General features: G+C 65.4%; 11 protein-coding genes. 5 read left to right on the top strand and 6 right to left on the bottom strand.

The window, feature by feature from the left end:
- Positions 1–60: 60 nt before the first annotated feature.
- From PX52LOC_RS33265 to PX52LOC_RS33255, 3 genes are read left to right on the top strand one after another with little or no spacing between them, the layout of a single operon-like run.
- Positions 61–576 (top strand): GNAT family N-acetyltransferase, encoded by a 516-nt coding sequence (locus PX52LOC_RS33265; RefSeq protein ID WP_149114117.1) that lies wholly within the window; start codon positions 61–63, stop codon positions 574–576.
- A 2-nt stretch (positions 577–578) separates the two neighbouring features.
- On the top strand, positions 579–1,058 hold the full coding sequence (locus PX52LOC_RS33260) for a hypothetical protein (protein WP_149114116.1): 480 nt from the start codon (positions 579–581) through the stop codon (positions 1,056–1,058).
- The gene (locus PX52LOC_RS33255) at positions 1,055–1,267 is read left to right on the top strand and encodes an ATP-binding protein (protein WP_149114115.1); all 213 of its coding nucleotides are present in this window, start codon (positions 1,055–1,057) and stop codon (positions 1,265–1,267) included. The genes PX52LOC_RS33260 and PX52LOC_RS33255 overlap by 4 nt, the downstream gene beginning before the upstream one ends.
- Here PX52LOC_RS33255 and PX52LOC_RS33250 read toward each other — a convergent pair.
- On the bottom strand, positions 1,229–1,846 hold the full coding sequence (locus PX52LOC_RS33250) for a sigma-70 family RNA polymerase sigma factor (RefSeq protein WP_149114114.1): 618 nt from the start codon (positions 1,844–1,846) through the stop codon (positions 1,229–1,231). The two genes, PX52LOC_RS33255 and PX52LOC_RS33250, sit on opposite strands and share 39 nt — an antisense overlap.
- A gap of 117 nt (positions 1,847–1,963) precedes the next feature.
- Here PX52LOC_RS33250 and PX52LOC_RS33245 point away from each other — a divergent pair, with 117 nt between their 5' ends.
- Both PX52LOC_RS33245 and glgX read left to right on the top strand, forming a co-directional pair.
- Positions 1,964–3,385, top strand: coding sequence for a glycoside hydrolase family 140 protein (locus tag PX52LOC_RS33245; RefSeq protein WP_178132588.1), 1,422 nt, complete (start codon positions 1,964–1,966; stop codon positions 3,383–3,385).
- A 153-nt stretch (positions 3,386–3,538) separates the two neighbouring features.
- On the top strand, positions 3,539–5,719 hold the full coding sequence (glgX, locus tag PX52LOC_RS33240) for a glycogen debranching protein GlgX (protein ID WP_149114113.1): 2,181 nt from the start codon (positions 3,539–3,541) through the stop codon (positions 5,717–5,719).
- A gap of 69 nt (positions 5,720–5,788) precedes the next feature.
- Here glgX and PX52LOC_RS33235 read toward each other — a convergent pair whose 3' ends face one another.
- The 5 genes from PX52LOC_RS33235 to PX52LOC_RS33215 form a co-directional block, all read right to left on the bottom strand.
- Positions 5,789–6,307, bottom strand: a complete 519-nt coding sequence (locus PX52LOC_RS33235; RefSeq protein WP_149114112.1) for a hypothetical protein — start codon at positions 6,305–6,307, stop codon at positions 5,789–5,791.
- Positions 6,308–6,501: 194 nt separating this feature from the next.
- Positions 6,502–9,849 carry a maltose alpha-D-glucosyltransferase gene (gene treS, locus PX52LOC_RS33230; protein ID WP_149114111.1) on the bottom strand — a complete coding sequence of 1,116 codons (3,348 nt, stop codon included), beginning with the start codon at positions 9,847–9,849 and terminating at the stop codon, positions 6,502–6,504.
- A gap of 100 nt (positions 9,850–9,949) precedes the next feature.
- Complete coding sequence (locus tag PX52LOC_RS33225; RefSeq protein WP_149114110.1) at positions 9,950–12,019, bottom strand: amylo-alpha-1,6-glucosidase; 2,070 nt, start codon at positions 12,017–12,019, stop codon at positions 9,950–9,952.
- Positions 12,016–13,935 carry a malto-oligosyltrehalose trehalohydrolase gene (treZ, locus tag PX52LOC_RS33220; RefSeq protein WP_149114109.1) on the bottom strand — a complete coding sequence of 640 codons (1,920 nt, stop codon included), beginning with the start codon at positions 13,933–13,935 and terminating at the stop codon, positions 12,016–12,018. Before treZ ends, PX52LOC_RS33225 begins: the two co-directional genes overlap by 4 nt.
- 237 nt (positions 13,936–14,172) lie before the next feature.
- The gene (locus PX52LOC_RS33215; protein ID WP_149114108.1) at positions 14,173–19,578 is read right to left on the bottom strand and encodes a serine/threonine-protein kinase; all 5,406 of its coding nucleotides are present in this window, start codon (positions 19,576–19,578) and stop codon (positions 14,173–14,175) included.
- Positions 19,579–19,902 lie beyond the last annotated feature (324 nt).

The raw sequence follows: 19,902 nt of genomic DNA, 5'->3' as shown, positions 1-19,902 counted from the left end.
GCTAAAGTAGAGGCAGCAACGCGACGCGGCAACGGGACTTTGAACTACGCGGGGAGACACATGCCGCCCACGACCGACGCGACGATTCGCCTCGCCGGAGTCGCCGACCTCGAAGCGATCCGGGCGATCTACAACTATTACGTCGAGCGCTCGACCTGCACGTACCAACTCGAACCGGACACGGAGCAGGACCGCCTCGCGTGGTTTCAGCAACGGACCGCCGCCCACCCGGTGACGGTCGCGGAATGGGGCCAGGAAGTTCTCGGTTGGGCCTCTCTGTCGCCGTGGAAGCCGCGGGGCGGGTACGCCCGATCGGTGGAAGCGTCGGTCTACATCCGGCACGACTGCCACCGATTGGGCCTCGGACGGGCACTCGCCCTCGACCTGATCGAGCGGGCGAAGGCCGCCGGGCACCACACGATCCTCGGCGGGGCGTGTACCACGCAAACGGCCAGCCTCGCCCTCCAGGAGTCGCTCGGCTTTGTGCGGGTCGCACACCTTCGCGAAGTGGGGTACAAGTTCGGCCGCTGGCTCGACGTGGTCTACACGCAGTTGATCCTCACGCCCGAAGGCTGACAATGCGGCACCCGCAGTTGATCGTGCTGGCCTTCGACGACTGGCTCGGCAAGCAATTGGCCGAGTTCGCGAGCGACCACCGCTGGCTGTTGAAGGAAGTCCGGCAGACCGGCGCGTGCCTGGCGCTCTTACGCGAGCCGCGGCCCACGGTGCTGCTCGCGCAACTGGACCCGCACGCGAACGACCCGGCCGCGCCGCTGGTCTTGCTCGCGGACGTTCACCTTCGGCACCCGCACGTTGCGACGGCCCTCGTCAGCGACGTGAAGTTGAACGAGGACGAGCGGGTCGCCTGGACCGCGACCGCCTTCGACCTCGGCGCTCGCTTCGTGCTATTCCCCCCCCTGTCGCGGCCGGTGCTGGAAGACCTCGTCGGTGGGCTGATGGCATCGCGTATCGATCGCACAACGGGCGAAGCCGACGTTCCCCTGCCGAAACCGCGGGAGACGGTCATCGACCTCGCGGAAGAGGGGGCCGCGGAATGAGGGAACTGCCGGTCGTGGACGTGACGAAGTGTACCGGGTGCGGCGACTGCGTGGCCGTCTGCCCGACGCTCTGCCTGGAGACGTGCGGCCGGTTGCCGTGGCTGCCGCGGCCAGGCGACTGCGCGTCGTGCGCGGCCTGCGTACTGATTTGCCCGGTGGACGCGATCGCGCTACGCCACCCCTTCGAGGATTTGCTTCAGCCGGGTTAGAGCCCGCACGTACCTCTTGCTCGCCGCCGCCGGTTGGATGCCGAGGACGCTGGCGGTGTCGGTGTTCGACAACTCCTCGAAGTGCCGCAGGGCCAGCACTTCGCGGTCCACCTCGTCGAGTTCGTCGAGGGCGGCTTCCAATTTCAAGTATTGCTCGTTCCGGTCGGCGACGCCGCTGGGGCTGGTCAGGCCGGCCACGAGGATCGCCGCGAGGCAGGCCGACGTGCCGGGGTTCACGGGCACGTTCATCGGCTTCTCTTGCCGCACGTCCCGCCGTTTCGCCAGGACGTGTTCCCGGTGCAAGTCGGCGAGCCGTTGGCCGACGACCAACCGGAGCCAGCCGAAGAAGTTCTGGTTCGGCTTGTCGAAGAAGTGCGGGTACCGCTTCAGGGCGTCGATGTACGCCTCTTGCAGCACGTCCGATGCGGCCACCCGGCCGTTGAGCCGTTGGTCCATCCGCACCTGCACCATCCGCCGTAACTTGTCGCGGTGGCGGGCGAACAGTTCCGCGAGGGCGGCCTGGTCGCCGGCGTGCAGGCGGTCGAGCAGATCGACTTCCGAGAGCGAGGCGTAGGGCATACCTGCTATTTGAACAAATCCCGCCGCGGGTGGGGAGGGCGTCCGTTGAAATAAAGTCGTGGCCGCCCAGAATGTCGAAACCTCCCTGCCAACTCTCCTCCCTTCGGTGACACCGACATGACCCTCTCTCGTCTGGGCCTCGGCATCCTTCTCGCGGTCGTTCTCGCCCCGGCGGTGCGTGCCGACCCATTGCCGCGGCTGAAGGTGTCCGACAACAAGCGGTTCTTGGTCCGCGAGGACGGCAAGCCGTTCTTCTGGCTCGGCGACACGGCGTGGGAGTTGTTCCACAGGCTGAAGCGAGAAGAGGCCGCTCGTTATCTCGATGACCGTGCACAGAAAGGATTCACGGTCATTCAGGCCGTCGCGATCGCGGAATTCGACGGCCCGACCGAGCCGAATGCCTACGGGCACCTGCCACTCACCGACCTGGACCCGACCAAGCCGGCGGTTCAGGACGGCCCCGCGAACGACTATTGGGATTACGTCGACGAAGTCGTCGCGGAGGCGAACAAGCGTGGGCTGTACGTCGGCTTCCTGCCGACGTGGGGCCGGTACTGGCACGACACGAACAACGGGCGCAAGCCGATCTTCACCGCCGCGAACGCCGAGGCTTACGGCGAATGGCTCGGCAAGCGGTACAAGGACGCCGGCCTCGTCTGGATTCTCGGCGGCGACCGGCCCATCGACAATGACGCGCAGAAGGAGATCATCCGCGCGATGGCGAAAGGGCTTCGCCGCGGCGACGGCGGCGGCCACCTGATGACCTGGCACCCGCCCGGTGGGAGCGGTTCCTCGAAGTGGCTGCACGACGAGCCGTGGCTGGACTTCAACATGCGGCAGAACGGACACGCCGTGGAATTCACCGGCCGGTACGATCAGACGCGGGCCGACTATGACCGCACGCCGATCAAGCCGGTGATTGACGGCGAGCCGGTGTACGAGGACCACCCGGTTTCGTTCGACGCGAAGAAGTTCGGCCACTCGACCGCGGCCGACACGCGACGCCCGCTGTACTGGGATTTGTTTGGCGGGGCGTGTGGCCACACTTACGGGCACCACTCGGTCTGGCAGTTCTACGACGAGAAACGGGGCAAGCCGATCAACAACCCGCTCCTCCCGTGGGCGGAAGCCATCCAACAACCGGGGGCAGGGCAAATGCAGTTCGGCCGGTGGCTGATCGAGTCGCGACCGATTCTGACGCGCATCCCCGACGACACCCTCGTCGTGACGGACGCGGTGCCCACGGCCGTGCCGGGTGCGGGGCGATACCGCTTCACGGCCACCCGGGACACCGACGGCACCTACGCGATGGTCTACGCGCCGGTCGGGCGGAACTTCAAGGTTCGCATGAACGCGATCAAGGGACCGCAGGTGAAGGCGTGGTGGTTCGACCCGCGAGACGGCAAGGCGAAGGCCGTCGGCACGTTCCCGAACACGGGCGAACGAGTGTTCGTCTCGCCGGACAAGGGCGAGACGGTGGACTGGGTGTTGGTGTTGGATGACGAGGCGAAGAAGTATCCGATGCCAGGATCACGTTGATTCACGCGGCAAACGTGGTGAACCGGTCGTTCGGCGAGAGCAACTTTCTGATCGATCCGACACCGAATTCGTTTGAACTCGGGCGACGGCGGCACGAAAATCGCTGATGCACGTCGCTGAACACCGATTGATCCCAACTCACGCGAGGATTCGATGCGCATCAAGCCGGGCCGTTCTTACCCCCTTGGGGCCACCTGGGACGGAGCAGGAGTCAACTTTGCCCTCTTCTCGGAACACGCCACCAAGGTCGAACTCTGCCTGTTCGATAACCCCGACGCCACGTCGCCGAGTCAGACCATCGAGTTGAAAGAGCGCACCGATCAAGTCTGGCATTGCTACCTCGTCGACGTGCTGCCGGGCCAACTGTACGGCTATCGCGTTCACGGCCCCTACGATCCGGCTAAGGGGCACCGCTTCAACCACAATAAGATCGTCCTCGACCCTTACGCCAAGTTGATCGGTCGGGACGTGCGGTGGGACGACAGCCTCTTCGGGTATACCATCGGTAAGGACGATCTCTCCTTCGACGAACGCGACTCGGCCGCGTTCGCGCCGCTGGCGGCCGTCGTCGATACCGCGTTCACCTGGGGCGACGACCGCCCGCTGCGCACGCCGTGGCACAAGACCGTCATCTACGAAGTCCACGTCAAGGGCTTCACGAAACTCAACCCGGATGTGCCGGAAAACCTGCGAGGCAGTTACGCCGGCCTGGCGACCGAGGCGGCCATCCGCCACCTGAAGGATCTGAACGTCACGGCGGTCGAACTCCTGCCCGTCCACCACTACCTGAACGACCGTCACCTGATCGAGAAGGGGTTGTCGAACTACTGGGGCTATAACACGCTCAGTTTCTTCGCCCCGCAGGCGGGTTATGACGCGCCAGGCAACAGCCTCCCGGCCGACCACGAGTTCAAGATGATGGTCCGGTCCCTCCACCGGGCGGGTATCGAAGTCATCCTCGACGTGGTGTACAACCACACCGCCGAGGGGAGCAACATGGGGCCGACGATCTCCTGGCGGGGCGTCGACAATTTCAGTTACTACCGGTGCTCGCCGGAAGACCCGCGGTACTACATGGACTTCACCGGGTGCGGCAACACTCTGAACATGCAGCACCCGAAGGTGCTCCAAATGATCATGGACTCGCTCCGGTACTGGGTGACGGAGATGCACGTCGACGGCTTCCGGTTCGACCTCGCCAGCACGCTGGCCCGCGAATTGTTCGAGGTCAACAAACTCGGCGCGTTCTTCGACATCATCCACCAAGACCCGATCCTCAACGGCGTGAAGCTCATCGCGGAGCCGTGGGACGTGGGGCCGGGGGGCTATCAGGTCGGCAACTTCCCGCCCGGGTGGACCGAGTGGAACGGCAAGTACCGCGACGACGTCCGCCGGTTCTGGAAGGGCGACGGCGGGCTTGCCAGCACGATGGCCACGCGGTTGTGCGGTAGCCCCGACCTGTACGAATGGAGCGGCCGCAAGCCTTATGCGAGCGTGAACTTCATCACCTGCCACGACGGGTTCACGCTCAAGGACCTCGTTTGCTACAACGGCAAGCACAACGACGCCAACGGCGAGGGCAACCGCGACGGGGCCGACAACAACGACTCGTGGAACTGTGGCCACGAGGGGCCGACCGACGACGCGGGCGTGATCGCTTTGCGGGCACGGCAGAAGCGGAACTTCATGGCCACGCTCGTGCTGTCGCAGGGCGTGCCGATGCTCCTCGCGGGCGATGAGTTCGGCCACACCCAGAACGGGAATAACAACACGTACTGTCAGGACAACGAACTCTCGTGGCTGAAATGGGACTTGGCCGACGACCAGAAGAAGTTCCTGGCCTTCGTGCGGAAGGTGACGCAGGTCCGCCGCGAGCAGGCCGTGTTGCAGCGGCGGTCGTTCTTCTCCGGCCGGTCGATCCGCGGCGAGGGCATTACCGATGTGTCGTTCTTCGGCCCGACCGGCAAGGACATGACCGACGACGACTGGGGCGGCTTCGTGAAGTGCCTCGGCATCCGTCTGGCGGGCGACCTGATCGGCGAAGTCGATGACGAGGGCGATCCGATCGTCGGTGACACCTTACTCATGCTTTTGAACGCCGACGCGAATACGATTCCGTTCGTGCTCCCGCCGACGAACCCGCACCACCGCTGGGAGCGGCTGTTTGACACTTCTGACGACGACGCCCCGCCCACAGTTCTCGAACCGGGGGCCGTCTACGACCTTCGCGACCGTTGTGTCGTGTTGTTCCGAACCCACCTCGAAGCGACCGATATGCCCGCCATCACGCCGGTGCAGGCCGAGATGTTGCGGAAAGAGTTGAAGCGAGGGTAAGTTCTACGTCCTCGGGAAAAGCGAGGCGGCGGGTTGAAACCCGCCGCCTCGCTGCTTTCACTGCCGGTGTTAGAAGGTGGAGACGGGGGCCGTCGTCCGGTCGTAGCCGCGGTGTTGGGTGAAGACCTTGTGGGCGTTCGGTTCGTTGGCGTCCGCTTCCACGGCGACGATGAACCGCCCGTTCTTCACTTCATCTTCGAAATACTTGGCGTCGGTTTCGGCCACGCCCCAACCCGTCAGAGCCCCGGCCAGTCCAACGGCGGCGGCACCGCCCGCGGCGTTGAGCAGTGTCGTACCCAGTGCCCCCAAGGCCACGACCGGGCCGAGGACCGGGATCACGCCTGTGAGGAGGCCGAGTGTCACCAGCGCCCCGCCGGCCGCCCCGGTTGCCGCGCCGAGCGCGGCCCCTTCCGAGACGCGCTTGGTGGTGACATCGGTACCGGCCCCGTCTTGGTTTACCGTGTGCCCTTGCGAATCCTTGCCGATCAAGCTGATCTGGTTGTCCGTATAGCCGGCCTTCCGCAGATCGCGGACGGCGTCTTCGGCGGCACTCCGGGTGGCGAACACGCGAATGATATTTTTGGCCATGACAAATTCCTCGGGAGGGTTTCGGAAGGGGACAAAGTGTCACCCGCGATTGTCTTTGCAGGTTGGATACCAACGAGGGACAAGTTGCTGCTAAACCTGACAGAAATGGCTGAAGAGGTCCGATTTTGTGTGGAATCCCCTGACTCGCCGGCAGCCGAGGGGGCGTTGACGGAACGAGTTCCCTACCCGACTTCTTAGCTTGGTGCGGGGAACTCTTGCTGGAGCAATTGGACCGCGGCCCGTAAGGGGATCGCTGCCCACGCGGGCCGGGTGTTCAAGTCGTAATCGACTTCGTGCAGGCACTTGTCCAACAGCGTGAGTTGCAAGAGCGTTTCGCGGGCATCCCGGCTCGTCGGCAATAGCGGCGGGGTGTGCGGGTGCTCGGCATAAGCGTGGTAGAACTCACGGCCGGCGACGTTGATCCATGCGTCCGCCCACGATTCCAGAACGGGCACGTCTTCCGAACGGATCACGCCGGGGGCGCGACTCTTGGTAGTTCCCAGTTGGTACAGCACCGCCCGGGCGGCGTAGTCGAACGAGTGGAGCATGGAAGCGATGTCGCGGATCGGCGAGCGCTTGATGCGGCGCTCGCCGATCGTCCGGCTAGTGTCCCCCTCGAAATCAACCACCATGAAGTCGTTGCCGGTGTAGAGCAACTGTCCGAGGTGGTAATCGCCGTGGATGCGGATGCGGTAGCCGTCGATCGCCGAGTCGAGGATTTGGCGGAACCGCGTCAACAAGGCATCCTTCGACACGAGCAACGCCTGGGCGGGGGCCTGCACGCTCTCGGGGAGGGTGGGCATTTCCCGCTCCAACCGCTGACACAATTGCGACGCGATCGTTCGCATCGCCTGGTAGATTGAACGGCGGTAAACCTTCGTGAACGGTTCGGGGGCGAAGTTCGCGTTGGCCGTCGGCGCTGCCAACGCCGCGTGCAGTGCCGCAGCGCGCGTGCCGAGTTGTCGCGCCCAGAGGCGGTAGCCGCCGATCAAGTCGAGGAGTTGGGCCGTGGCGTCCGTCTCAAGGATCGGCTCGTCGAGCGGTCGGATCGGGGGTAGTACCCGCCGTTGTTCTTGCGAGAGGGCCGCGACTTGCTCGAAGTACAGGCTGAGTTGGCTCAAGCTCAGTTCCCACGCCGTCCCCTGGTTCGGCACGTACTGGTGCAGGACGGCGAGCGTCGCCGGTTCTACGCCGGACCGCTGCCACTCGATGTGGCCGACAAGCGGCACGGACAAGTTCGTGACCTTCTGCTCGGCCAGGTGGCGGGCGATTTCGAAGTGCGGGTTCAGGCCCGCCTCCACCCGGCGGAAGGACTTCAGCACCAACTGCTGGCCGAACTTCACCGAGAGGTTGTTCCGGTCACTGAAGGTCAGGACCGGAGGTGCCTCCTTCGGATCGGGGTGGAACAACTCTTCCGGTGCCGGCTCGCACACGCACCGGACGCTCCCCGCCCGCACGGCGAAGGTGCGGTTCTGGTGGATCGCCTCGATAACGCCCGCCGAGTAGTCCGGGAGAGCGAGAGCGTCGATGACCCGACCCGGCCGCGGTCCCTGCACGGCGGCGATGGTGACGGTTTCGACCGGAACGAGAGTCGGTTCCGGCACGCCGTCGGCCAGGAACGCGACCGGCAGGAAGACGGTTTCCGGCACGCCGAGGCGGAACTCGACGGTGACGATCAGCAGGCGCACCTCGCGGCCGCCGGGGTTGATCGCGAACGTGTGGAGGATGCGGCAGGCCGTGATGATCGTCGGCCCCGCCCCGGGTTGCCGGGATTGCAGGAACGCCGGCAGCACCAGTTCGAGATCGTCCTGCCCGATGCCGTCGGTCAGTTCGGTCCACGACTCGTGGACGCGGACCGCCGAGACGATTCCCGTTCCCCGGCCCGGGCCGCGGGGGACGCCCGCCTCGTGCTTGGCGAGTGCGAACCAGTAGAAGCCGTGCGGCCCCAGCGTCAGCGGGTACGGCTGTTCCGTGATCGGCGGGAACCACGCACCGCCGAACAGTTCCTCCGGCGTCAGCCCGGCCCCGTCGCGGAGGTCCAAGTGGACGGGTTGCACGAACCGCGACAGGTTCGCGACGACCAGGATCACTTCCTTCTCGTAGAGCCGCGTGAACGCCAGCACCTTCGGGTTGTCGGACTTCAGGAACTCGATGGTGCCGCGGCCGAACGCCTGGAACCGCTTCCGCAGGGCGATCATCCGCTTCATCCACCAGAGCAGCGAGTTCGGGTTGTTCTGCTGCCCCTCGACGTTGATCGCCTCGTAGTGATACTCCGGGTCGCTGACGATCGGCAGGAACAGCCGCTGAGGGTTCGCCCGACTGAACCCGGCGTTGCGGTCGGAACTCCACTGCATCGGCGTGCGGACGCCGTTCCGGTCGCCGAGGTAGATGTTGTCGCCCATGCCGATTTCGTCGCCGTAATAGATCACCGGGCTGCCCGGCAAGCTGAACAGCAGCGCGTTCATGAGTTCCACGCGGCGGCGGTCGTTCTTCAGCAGCGGGGCGAGGCGGTGGCGGATGCCGAGGAACAACTTCGCCTGCCGGTCGGTCGTGTACGCGCGGTACATGTAATCGCGCTCTTCGTCCGTCACCATCGCCAGCGTCATCTCGTCGTGGTTCCGCAGGAACAGGCACCACTGGCAATTGTCCGGGATGGCCGGCGTCTGGGCGAAGATGTCGATGATCGGGAAGCGGTCCTCTTGTTGCACGGCCATGAACAGCCGCGGCATGAGCGGGAAGTGGAACGCCATCTGACACTCATCGCCGTCGCCGAAGTACGCGACCATGTCCTCCGGCCAGGCGTTCGCTTCGCCGAGGAACATGCGGTTCGGGAACCGGGCGTCGACGTGCTCGCGGAGCTTCTTCAGGAAGTTGTGCGTCTCCGGCAGGTGCTCGCAGGACGTGCCGTCGCGCTCGTACAGGTACGGCACGGCGTCGAGCCGCATCCCGTCCACGCCGAGGCCGAGCCAGAAATCGACGACCGGGAAGATCGCGTCCCAGACGGCCGGGTTGTCGTAGTTCAGGTCCGGCTGGTGGCGGTAGAAGCGGTGCCAGTAATACTGCTTGGCGACGTGGTCCCACTCCCAGTTGGACGGCTCGAACTCTGGGAACATGATGCCCACGCCGGGGTACTTGTCGTCAGTGTCGTTCCAGACGTAGAAGTCCCGCTCGGAACTGCCCTTCGGTGCATGGCGGGCACGCTGGAACCACGGGTGCTGGTCGGACGTGTGGTTGATGACGAGTTCGGTGATGACCTTCATCCCGCGGCGGTGGGCGTCGGCCAGGAACGCCTTGAAGTCGTCGAGTGTGCCGTACTGCGGGTTCACCGTCATGTAGTCGGCGATGTCGTACCCGTCGTCCTTGAGCGGGGACGGGTAGAACGGCAGCAGCCAGATGACGGTGACGCCGAGGTCTTCGAGGTAGTCGAGCTTCTGCGTCAGGCCGGGGAAGTCGCCGAGGCCGTCGCCGTCGCTGTCGTGGAAGGCCCGGATGTGAAGCTCGTAGATGACCGCGTCTTTGTACCACAGGGCGTCGTCGGTCATGGCTTTCTCCGTGAGAAGATGAAGGGGTGAGTGGGTGACGTGGTGAAGGGGTGAGAAGACTCGGTCCGCTGCTTTTTCACTCCATCACCACGCCACCCCTTCACCCCTTCATCTTCCGATCCCCTCCACCGGTCGACGACTGTGCCCAACACCGGGCGACTTCCGCGACGCTCCACGCCTGGGCGATGCACGCGCGGGGCGTGAACGGCGATTCGGCGTCGAAGACTTCGCTAATGCTGCCAACGCAGGCCTCGGACATGTGGCTTTCGAAGCCGGCCAGCCACCGGCGGGAGTTGGCCACGTGCTGCGGGTTCGTCTTCTTCCAGGCGTCTACGAACGGGCCGATGAGCCAGCCCCACACCGTCCCCTGGTGGTACGCCGCATCCCGGGAGCGCAGGTCGCCGTAGTATTTGTCCTTGTAATCCGGCTCTCCGGGTGCCAGCGACCGAAGGCCGACCGGCGTGAACAATTTCTTTTCGACGACTTCCATCACGGCCGCCCACCGGCTCGGGTGCAGCACGGGGTTCGGGAGTGAAATCGCGAACACTTGATTCGGCCGGCACGCCGGGTCGTTGCCGCCACCTTCTTTGTCTACGACATCGAACAGGCAGTTCGCCGCCGGGTTCCAGAACCGCTCGTTGAAGGAGGACTGCGCGCGGTTGGCCAACTTCTGAATTCGCTCGCCGTCGGCCTCCCCTTCTTGCTTCAACCACCCGGCCAGGAGAACGAGCGCGTTGTACCAGAGGGCATTAATCTCGACCGCCTTGCCGCGCCGCGGAGTGACGACCCAGCCGTCCACCTTCGCGTCCATCCAGGTGAGTTGGTAGCCCTCGGCCCCTTGCTTCAGCAGGCCGTCGGCCGGGTCCATGCCGATGCCGAAGTCGGTGCCCGATTCGTGGTGCGCGATGATACTGCGAAGGGTGGGGAGCAACTCCCGCAGTGTTTCGCGGTCGCCGGTGGTGGCGATGTAACGGCTCAGGGCGTGGAAGAACCACATCGTCGCGTCGGCCGTGTGGTAGACGCCCTTGTTCGCCCCGTCGGGGAAGTAGTTCGGAATGAGTCCATTGCGGACGTGGTTGGCGAACGTGTGCAGAATGTACTTCGCCTCCGCGTGGCGGCCGGTGACCAGCGTTAGCCCTTCGAGGCTAATCATGGTGTCCCGGCCCCAGTCGGTGAACCAGTGGTAGCCGGCGATGATCGTGCGGGCTTCCACCCCGGCGGCCGTGGCACGGGCAATGTCAGCCGGGCGGGTGGCGGGCGTGATGATGAACTGATCGGCCGCAAGAACGAGTTCCGCCCCGAACCCGGTTTGCAATTGTGCATCGGCTTCGGCAATCAGGCGGGTCCGCCGCGCTCGCTCCAGTTCGAGGGCCTTTCCGGCTGGCACCGCCTGGAAGAGTGCCCACGGTTCCGTGGACGCGCTCAGCACCACCGGCCGGTCTTGGCGTAAGTTCACGCGGAATTGCCCAGGGCTGTAGAGCGTGCCGATGCCCTCGTACCCGCGATTTTCCTCGACGCGGTACAGCACGTCTTCCTCAGACATGCCGTCCACCGTCAGGGCCGCGTGTTCGCCGTCGAGCATCAGTCGCAGGTTCGGGTAGCCGGAATGTTCCCCCTCAATCTCGTACACGCCCTGACTCGCGATCAACTTGTACGGCCCGGCGAACGGGATGTTGACGGGCGCGTCATAGTCGCGGAAGTGGACCGACGGCCGTAACTTGAGTCGAACGGGGCCGGGGCCGGAGAGCAGGCGGTAGATGACGTGAACGGTGTTGTGGCCGTAGGGCATGAACAACTGCTTTTCGATCACGTGGCCGTTGGACTCGAACCGCCAGATCGGCAAGCCCGCGTCCAGGCGGAAGTCGGTGAGGACGTCGGCCCCGTGGATCTCCAACTTGCTCCCGGCCTTCTCGACGCCGCCGAACTTGGCCACCGAGAAATCGGGAAAGCGGAATTGTTCCGTGAGGTGGTTAAACATCATCAGTCGGCCGAGCGGGGCGGGGTGGGCCGCCACCAAGAGTCCGTGGTAGCGGCGCGTGGACGCCCCGCAGATCGTCCCCGTGGCGAAGCCGCCCAGGCCGTTCGTGACCAGCCACTCGCGGTCGAGCATCCGGGAGAGGTCGAGGCCGGCGATGTTGCGAACGGGCATTTCGGTCGTCGTGGCGGTCATCGGGCCTCTCCTGTGCTGGGCGAGTTCTTCACTTTCGGTTTCGTCTCTGGCCGCGGGGTCAGCACCGTGGCGCACTCGCCCGCCAACCGCCAGCCCTTGTCGACCGTTTCCGGCGAGAACGAGCCACTACCACCATATTGAGGCGCGTCGGTCGAAAGCAGCACCGACCATTCGCACCCGAACGGCGGGGCCAGTAACGGTTCGGGGCACGTTTCCAGCCGCAACTCACGGCCGAGATTTACGAGCACCAACCGATCGTCGCCATCGGGCTGAAAGTAGCGAAGGACGAATGCCTGCGGTCCCAACACCGCCCCATCGACTCCGCGGGTCGCTTGGGCCTGGAAAGCCGGTTCGGTGCGGCGGAGCTTGAGGAGGTCTTTCGTGAGTTGATACGCCGGCTGGTTCCGTTCCCGCTCGCGGAAGTCGAGCTTGCACGCCTGGAATGTCGCCTCGGCCGTCGGGCAGGCGAGATACTCCAGCATGTCGGCGTCTTTCAGGCTCGTGAACTGGTGCAAGAACTCGATCCGGCCGGCCCGGATGAGTTTCCCGAGTTCGGGCACGTGATCGGCGAAATAGAAGAACGGCGTCGCGGCCGAGAACTCCTGCCCCTGAAAGAGCATCGGCGTGCCGGGGCCGAGGAGCGTGAGCGCGTACATCGCCCGGTAGCGGCCGGGGCTGGTCATCTGGTGAGCGCGTAATCCGCGGCCGGAATTGGCGACCTGATCGTGGTTCTCCAGGAAGTTGATAAACGCGGGCGGCGGCAAGTCGAGGCCCGCGTGCCCCCGCCGCTGTTCCTGCCAGGAATACCACTGGCCTTGGTAGAGATAGCCGTACTTGATCGCCGACACGAACTCTTGAGCGTCGCCGCGGTAGTCGTGGTAATACGCTTCCGCCTTGCCGGTCAGCGCGACGAGGGCCGCGTGGTGGTAGTCGTCGTTCCACAGGGCGTCGAGGCCGTAGCCGCCGCGGTCGGTCGGCCGCACGAGTTCCGAGTGCTGGCACTCGTTCTCGTTCACGATGATCGTCGCCCGCCCGTTGGCTGCCTTCCGCACGGCCCGGCCGATGTCCGCGAGGATGTGCTTCGGCGGCGGGGCGTCGTCGTAAATGTTCTGGGTGGCGTCGAGGCGGAGGCCGTCGAGGTGGTACTCGTCGATCCAGTAAGCCGCGTTCGCGGTGAAAAACTCGCGCACAGCGAGGTTGTTCGCGCCGTCGAAGTTGAGGGCCTTCCCCCAGTCGGTCTTGTGCTTGTCGGTGAAGTAGTCTTTCGCGTACTGCTCCAGGTAATTGCCGTCTGGCCCGAGGTGGTTATAAACGACGTCCAGAATGACGCCCAGACCGTGTGCGTGGGCGACATCGACGAAGCGGCGAAAGTCATCGGGCGTCCCGTAGAGCCGCGTCGGGGCGAACTCGTTGACGCCGTCGTACCCCCAGCCGTAGCGACCGCAGAAATCGTTCACCGGCATCACTTCCAGGCAGGTGATGCCGACGGCCGCCAACTCCGCGAGTTGTTCTGTGGCCGCCGCCCAAGTTCCCGGAGCGGTGAAGGTTCCGACGTGCAGTTCGTACACCACTTGGCCGCGCAGTTCGGTTCCCCGCCATTGGGAATCCGTCCAGCGGAAACGTGTCGGATCGACGACTTGTGACGGCCCGTGCGGTCCCTCCGGTTGGAACCGCGAGGCGGGGTCCGGGAACGGCCCCTCGCCGTCGAGTTCGAAACGGTAACGGGTTCCGTCGCCGGCGGGGGCGGAGATGGAAAAATAGCCGTTGTCCTCGGCCTGCATCGGAACGGCTTGAGGGTTCCCCGCTTGCTCGATGACGAGCACAACCTTTTTGCGGTCGGGAGCCCAGACGCGGAAGTGGGTGGAACCCTCGGAAGAGGCTTCCGCCCCAATCGGATAGCGACGACTCGGTTTCATGTCGGGGTTCTAAGCAAATCGCGTGCCCAGTCGGCCGCTGCATCACCGGCCGTTCGTACTCGGAAGCGTGGGGCGTGTGCTACGCCAAATCGCGAGCACTGCCATCTCCGACTTTGTTCCCGTTGTGAGTAACAACGGGATTCGCGGCGAACGCCCAGACGTGCCGAGATTCTTTTTGTTGCCCGGATCGAACTTGAAGGGGACGCGGACAGGCATAGCCCGTCCGCGATGAGATCACTACTTCGCCGGCACGAGGACTTGGGCGACGAGTTTCCGGTCGTCAGCACTGAGCGCCCACTTGAACTGGCCGTCGAGTTTCTCCAGCAGTTGCTTGCCCGCCGCCCGGTCGTTCACGCTGAGCCGGCTGAAGCCGTGGGCGAGGGCCCGCAGGGGCAAGCCGTCCTCGACGCGGAGGGCTCCCCGGGTGCTCGCGTCCCGCACCGTGTCGAGGACCATTCGGAACCGGCGGGTCGCCTCCGTGTCCTCTTTCTTCACGACAGCCAAGCGTCCCAGGAGGTAGTCTGGGACGAACGCGACCGCGGGGGCGCAAAAGTCTTTTGCACCTTGCTGGAGGAGTTGCCGGAGGTCGGTCACGCAGGCGTCGATGACCTCCTTTGCGGCGGCCTCGGTCATCTTCTCGGCCGCGACTGCGTCGAGGGCGTTCTCCCCCCGGTGGGCGAGACTCGCGGCGAGTAAGTTAACTTCCAACGGGAAGTTCGGCAGGTTGGCCTTGAAGTCCTTCGCGGCTTTCTCGAACGCCTTATCCGCCTCCGCATATTTCTTCTGGGTGTGGTACAGGACGCTCTGCCAGTATTGACCCTTCCGCCCGCAGTACTTGGCCTTCTCGCTCAAGTCGGCGTCGGCCAACTCCTTGAGCCAGGCGCTTGCGTTGGACAACTTCGCCACGTCGAGTGCGCCGGTCTGAACGCCCCGGATCGTACACCGGGCCGAGTCGATCAGCCCTTCGAAGTGCACCGGGTCCTTGCGGGTGTCGCCCTCGAACTTCATCTCCTTGAGGGCCGCCTCGTACGGCCCGGCCGAGGTGCCCCCGTTGAGGCGGGCGAGGTCTTCGAGAATGCACCCGTACCGGAGCGGCTCGTCGTACCGCTTCTCACTTCGACTCGTGCCCTTGGGGTTTCGCTCCTCGTCGGCCCGTTGGACGGCCGTGGTCGCGTCGTCGAGAAGGGCCGTCACTTTCGCGAGTGCCGGGCCCGGCTCGCCCGGCACCTGGCCGGCGGCCGCGAAGTCGTGGGCGGCCATCTGCAGGAATTTGGCCCGCAGCAGCCAGAAGGACGTGTCCTTCCGGGTCTGCATCAGGGCCGGGTCGCACGCATTCTTGAACGCCTCGACGGCCTTCGCCACGTGCTTCGGGTCGGCGGCGAAACTCGTCGTGGGGCGGTGCTTGTCGTCGGGGGGGGCGAAGTACTCGTACGCCCCGTACTCGGACGCGATCGCGTACGCGACGGCTTGATAGGCCATGCGGTTGCTCGGGTCCGCGCGGATCGCCCGATCCGCGTCCTCGAAGATTTGCTCCCACTTGCGAGACCGGTCGGCGTCGTTCAAGGTTCCGCCGCCCGGGAGGGGGGCCGCCTTCCGGTAATCGCCGATCACGATCAGGAAGCGGCACACGGTCAGCATCGCGCGGAAGCCGTAGGCGTTGGCCAAATCCGGGTGCGTGGGGGACTTCGTGGAGCGGTTCTGGACCATGTCGTCGATCAGGCGGTCGAGGGCCTTCGCCGCCGCGTCGTTCGGCAACTGGCCCGCCCGCATCTTCGACAACTGCAACGACAGGGCGTCGTCGGAACTGCCGCCGGTGGTCGGGGCCTTGTCGAGAATCAGGGTGTGGATTAACTCGTTGTACCCGTCCTCCGTCTTCGTGACTTCCCTCGTCGTTTTGAGCGACCCGAAACTGGCGTCGACCGCGCGGAGCGCGAGCCGGGCGGCCGCGGCGGACGCCGGCAACCGGAACGCATCCACGAGGCTCTGGTCGGCGGCCCGTCGGAGGTAGAAGGCGAGTGCAACGGGGACCGTCTCCGTCGGCAATTTCGAGTCGTCGAGTTTCACCTTGGCGGCGGCGGCCCGGGCGTCCCGCCCGTTGCCCGTGGCCTCGGTCAGGAGGGCGACGTGCAACGCCCACTCGGGGTGATCTTGGCCGGCCAACCGCTGGGCGATTTCCAACCGCTCCAGGGCTTTGGGGTTGGCGGCGTACGGGTTCGGCCGCTCGGTCAGGAGGTTCTTGAACTCCAGTTCGCCGGGCCGGGTCGGGTCGGTGCCCATCCGCGGCGGGGTCGGGATGGCGTTCAGGCTCAGCACGTCGGCGGCCGCCTTTTGACGGTGTGCCGGCTTCAAGATTTTTGGCAAGACGTCCGCCGTCGGCCGGTAGAGTTGCACCAGCGCCTCCGCGGCCGCGTCGTCCTTGCCGCCGGTCGCCGCGACCGCCCGCAGGTAGGCCAGGTACACCTTCCGGTCGGCGGCGGTGGCGTCGGCGGTGAGGGAAAACTCTTCCCCCTCGCGGAGCAACTTCAGAACGTCGTCCCGTTTGCCCCCGGCGATCAGGGCGTCTTCAGCGGCGGCGAATTTCGCCCACCCGTGCGCGCGGTCCTGGCCGGTGCCGATCAGGGCACGGACCGCAGGCCAGTCCGGGACCGGGGCCGACAGGGCCTCGCGGAATTGGACCGCGAGAGCGTTTTGGAACAGCGTGTCGATCCGCTGTTGATATGCTTCCGTCATGCCGGGCCATTTTTGCGAGCGGGCGTTGTCGCGGACGGCACGGAGGTTGGCGACCGGCAACGGAGGCGTGACACCCGCGAGTCGTAGGTACTCCATCGCGAATGGGCCGGCCGGCGAGGGCGGCACGGCCCCCGCCTCGGGCGGGAAGAACTTGGCGAAGGGCCGCAGGTCGGGCGACTTGTCGGCCCGCGCCTTCGACCACGCCTCGGCCGCGGGCAGGAAGCCCAGAATGTCCGGGCTGATGGCGTTCGGGTCCCAAAGAGCCCCGAATGGCTTGCCTGCCTTCGTCACCGCGTCCTGGAGGGCGACGACGGCCTTCTGGGCGGAGTCGATGTCGGTGGGCTTGGCATCGGTCGCTTGGCCCAACGTCGTGATCGCATTCCGAGCCGCCGTCAAGGCACCGCTCAGGGCGTCCGCCTGCCACCGGAAAACCTTGTCACGATCGGCCTTGGTATCGACCATTTCCGCGAACAAGGCGGGTGTCGGGGCCACCGCATCGAGAATGGCTTTCTGATAGTCGGCCTTGCCCAATCGATCGCCCAGGGCGATCAGCTTGTGGGCCAAATCCTTCTGCAGGTCCGCCTGGGGCCACCGCTGGAACAACTCTTTCACTGCGGGGGTGAATCGCTCGATACTGCGGCCTTCCAGCGACTGCACCGCCAGCGTGATCCTCTCCTTCTCGATCTGCCCCTTCAGCCTCTTGAGATCGTCCCCGGTAAGCTTCTCGACCCGCGCTGCGGCCGTGTCGAGCAGTGCGTTGGTTTTGCTCTCGCCCCCCAGCAGGGCTTCGATGTCCACAACGCGGGCCTTACCGATCTCGATTCTCAGGCGTACGCGATCGGGCTCGAAGGCCGGCTCCTGAGGGAGAAGGGTCGTTAGTCTGTCGGCCGAATCCAAGGAGTCGATGTCCTTCTTCGCGATCAGGTCGTCGATCGGCTTCACCAGGTCCTTGACCCGATCGTCTGCGAGCGGTGGTGGGGGCGGGGGCGGCGAAACGGTTACGACGGCCGGAGTGGGCGGGGGTGGTGACGAAGGGGGGGGGTCAACCTCTGGTTTGCTGCCTTGAGAGAGGAAAAAACCGCCCGCAGCAAGGCCGCCAACGAGGACGCCGCCGATCAGCAACTTCACGGGCAGGCCACCGCCCGCCTTCGGCATGGGTGGCGCACTTTTCCAGTTGTTGGACTGGGCCGCTGGGACGGTGTCCGTAGACCGCTGGCGGGCTTGCTCGGCTTCCCGGGCCCACGTGGGAAGGGACTTCGGCTCTTCCGTCTCCGGCTCGACTTCGGCCTCGACCTCGGGGGCGGCAGGCGTCTCCCGCGGGTACTGGGTCGACCGCTTGCCGGGGGCGACGGGGGGGATGATGACCGGATTCGAAGCCGGCCGCTTGACGGGCGGGGCCGCGCTCGGCCCCGCGACGGCGGGCAACCCAAGCGGGCCCGACTCGCGGATGATCTTCTTGAGGTCGTCGTCGAGTTCGACCGTCCCGAGAAACTTCCCCCCCGGGTCATCGGGGTCTTTGTTGATCCGCGGCCGCTCGACCTTCGGCGGCGGCAAGTCGGAGGCTAAAGGGCGAGTGAGGGGAGTGGGCACGGGCGTGGCCGAATCGTCGGCGTCCGGATCGAACTCGTCGTCGGACGTGCCGGTCTCGTCGAGCGGCAGGAGGATGTCCGACTGCGACGCCTGGTACTTGGCGGCCGGGTTCGGCCGCGCGTCGGGCGGCGTGGGAGGAGCGACCGGGGGCAATTCGAACCCCGACCGGCTCGGGGGCAGCATCCGGTCCGAGTCCGGGATGACGGTCCCCCGGAGGTCGTCTTGCGCCCCACCGACCTCGAACTCCTGCGTACTCCGGTCCGTGTCGGTCTTCGTCTTTGCGCCGGGCGGGACAGACTTCGGCCCGCTTGGTTCGGGCGGCTTCGGCCGGTTCAGGGGCACGGCGACGACGCCGGACTTCACCCCGATCTGGTCCGGGGACAGCGGCGGCAGGTCGTCCTTCGCCCGGGTGAGTTGCCGGACCATGTCGATGCACGAAGCGTACCGCATCTTCGGCTGGACGGCCGTCGCCCACTTGAGGACGCGGACCTCGTACTCGGACAGGACCGGGCTGGCGAAGTCGAGGCGGCCCTCGGCGTGGGCGAGCATGATCGACAACTGGCCCATGCTCTCGTCGAACGGGAGCTTGCCCGTCCGGAGCTCGTAGTAGCTGATGGCCAGGGCATACTGGTCGGTGCCCGGGACGGGCTTGTTCCCGGTCAGCTCCGGGGCGCTGTACGCCGGCGACCCGGCGGCCTTCGTCTGGCGGGCGTCGGGGGTGATGATGACGGCCACCCCGCAGTCGGCGATCTGGACCTCGCCGGCGATGACCATCATGTTGTCCGGCTTGATGTCGCAGTGGATGATCGGTCCGTCGCCGACGCCCTTGCCGAGGCCGTGATCGGTCTTGTTCAGGTAGTCGATGCCCTTGGCCGCCCCCTCCATGTACGAGGTCAGTTCGTCGTGCGGGATGCCCTTGAAGTCGGCCGGGTCGGTGCCGTCCGGGTTGAGCTGCTTGAGGCGGGCCGAGAGGCTGAGGTCGCCGAGGCCCATGGCGATGATGAGCTCGCGGAGTTGGCCCTTCTGCTTGACCTCGTCGGCCTTGTGCAGGGGGTGCTCCTTGCCGTTGCGGTCTTTGAGGCGGGCCGTGAAGATCGGGACGAGGTTGGGGTGCCGAAGGTTGCGGACGAGGTTGAGGGCCTTGAGTTCCTTGAGCGCGCTCGTGCTGTGGGACAGGTCGATGAGCTTGATGGCAACGAAGATGCCCGACTCGGTGTCAACGGCCTTCCACACCTCGCCGAACTGGCCGGCGCCTAGAAAATCGACCAACCGGTAACCGGCGATCGGCTCCTCGTTCTCTTCATACTTCGCAAACCGGGGCATACCACATCTCAAAAGTGATCGAGGCCGTACAAGTCAATACGGGCGAGCAAACGGTCCGGATTGTTTCGCGACGGAATTCTATTTTAGTGCCCTTCTGACCCGGCCACAACAAGGGAAATCAGAACGGGGATAAAATCAATCCCTCCGCCACTCTCGTCGTAGTAGGAAGGTTCGATTGCGTGCTTTGGGACAACTTTAGCGACTGAGTCGCCGGATTGTTCCATCTATAGCATGTAAACGGGGTTGTTTGGGAAGAGATTTCGGGTCATTCATAACCGTGATAGAATCTGTTTCCCGCGATTTCGAAAAAAACGCTGAAGTCGG

The organism is Limnoglobus roseus (assembly GCF_008254045.1).
Lineage (GTDB): Bacteria > Planctomycetota > Planctomycetia > Gemmatales > Gemmataceae > Limnoglobus > Limnoglobus roseus.
Note: the sequence above shows the minus strand (reverse complement) of the source record. Positions and strands in the feature narration are given on the sequence as shown.